Genomic DNA, 1,464 nt, shown 5'->3' on the forward strand with positions numbered 1-1,464 from the left:
GGCTCTTCCGGGAATGGAGTGCAGGTGAGGGCGTGACCGACCGCGGGAGTCGGGTCGTGTCGCTGCGCTGAGGCGGGCCCCGAGAAGTTGATGATGAAGGTTCCTACGCCAAGATCAGCAACGAACCCGGGGACCCGATGTCGCAGCCTACGTGCCCGCCTGCCCAGATCGTGGCCGACACGATCGTCCGGACCGTGGAACTGGGGGTGCGGATCACCGACGCCGCCGTGGCCGGTGAGACGACGGTGCTGTGGTGCGACCTGCTCACCGACGGGCCCGGCGCCTGCCCCGGGTGCGGGCTGGTCGGGGTTTATCGCGACAGCGTCGAGCGCCGCGTGTCCGATGTGCCGGTGGTCGGGCACCCCATGCAGCTGAGGGTTCGGGTGCCTCGCTACCGGTGTGTCCACGACGGCTGCACCCGCGAGATCTTCGCCCACGACACCTCGAAGCTGGCCCGCCCTGGGGCGTCGACGACCCGCCGGTGCGGGGAGTATGTGTTGCGGCGCCTGGCGATCGACAAGGCCACCGTCGCCGCGGTCGCCCGCGAGCTGGGACGGTCCTGGAACACGGTGAACACCGTCGCGGTCGCCGCGACCGAGGCTCTGCTGCTCTCCGCCGGCCCGGCGCGCCTGGACGGGGTTGCGGTGATCGGGGTCGACGAGCACAGGTGGGCACATGTGGTCGGCGCCGACGGCGGCGGGTTCGTCACCGTGATCACCGACCTCACCGACGTCGTGGCAGGTCGGGGCCGAGCCCGGCTGCTCGACCTGGTCCCCGGCCGCTCGGCGGAGGCGCTCAGGACGTGGCTGCAGGCGCGTGAGCCCAGCTTCCGCGAGCAGGTCCGGGTGGTGGCGATGGACGGGTTCGGCGGCTACAAGAACGCCGCCACCGACACCGTCCCGGATGCGGTGACGGTGATGGACCCGTTCCATGTCGTCGCGCTGGCCGGGCACAAGCTCGACCTGTGTCGCCAACGCGTCCAGCAGGACACCCGCGGGCACCGCGGCCGCTCCGGCGACCCGCTCTACCGCGTGCGGCGCACCCTACGCACGCGGCTGGGGCTGCTCACCGACAAGCAGAGGGCGCGGCTCGAGGCGGTGTTCGCGAGCGAGGAGCACGTCGCGGTCGAGGTCACCTGGTGGACCTATCAGCAGATCATCGCCGCCTACGCAACCGAGGACCGCCCGCGCGGGAAGGTGGCGCTCACGGAGGTGATCGACCGGATCCGCGCCGGGCTACCCGCCGGGCTTCACGAGCTCGCCGCCCTCGGCCGGACCCTGTACCGCCGACGCGACGACGTCCTGGCCTACTTCGACCACCGCGCATCCAACGGCCCCACCGAGGCCATCAACGGCCGACTCGAAGCACTCCGTCGCAACGCCCTCGGGTTCCGCAACCTGATCAACTACCGCATCCGGTCGCTACTGCACTGCGGAGCCCTCGCACTCTAAATCCGGAAGAGCC

1 protein-coding gene is annotated in these 1,464 nt (G+C 71.1%); it reads left to right on the forward strand.

The window, feature by feature from the left end:
- The first annotated feature begins 194 nt into the window (after window positions 1-194).
- The gene (locus AB0B41_RS43185; RefSeq protein ID WP_358213034.1) at window positions 195-1,451 is read left to right on the forward strand and encodes an ISL3 family transposase; all 1,257 of its coding nucleotides are present in this window, start codon (window positions 195-197) and stop codon (window positions 1,449-1,451) included.
- The last annotated feature ends 13 nt before the right edge of the window (window positions 1,452-1,464 follow it).

This window comes from Pseudonocardia sp. NPDC049154 (assembly GCF_040648315.1).
Taxonomy (GTDB): domain Bacteria; phylum Actinomycetota; class Actinomycetes; order Mycobacteriales; family Pseudonocardiaceae; genus Pseudonocardia.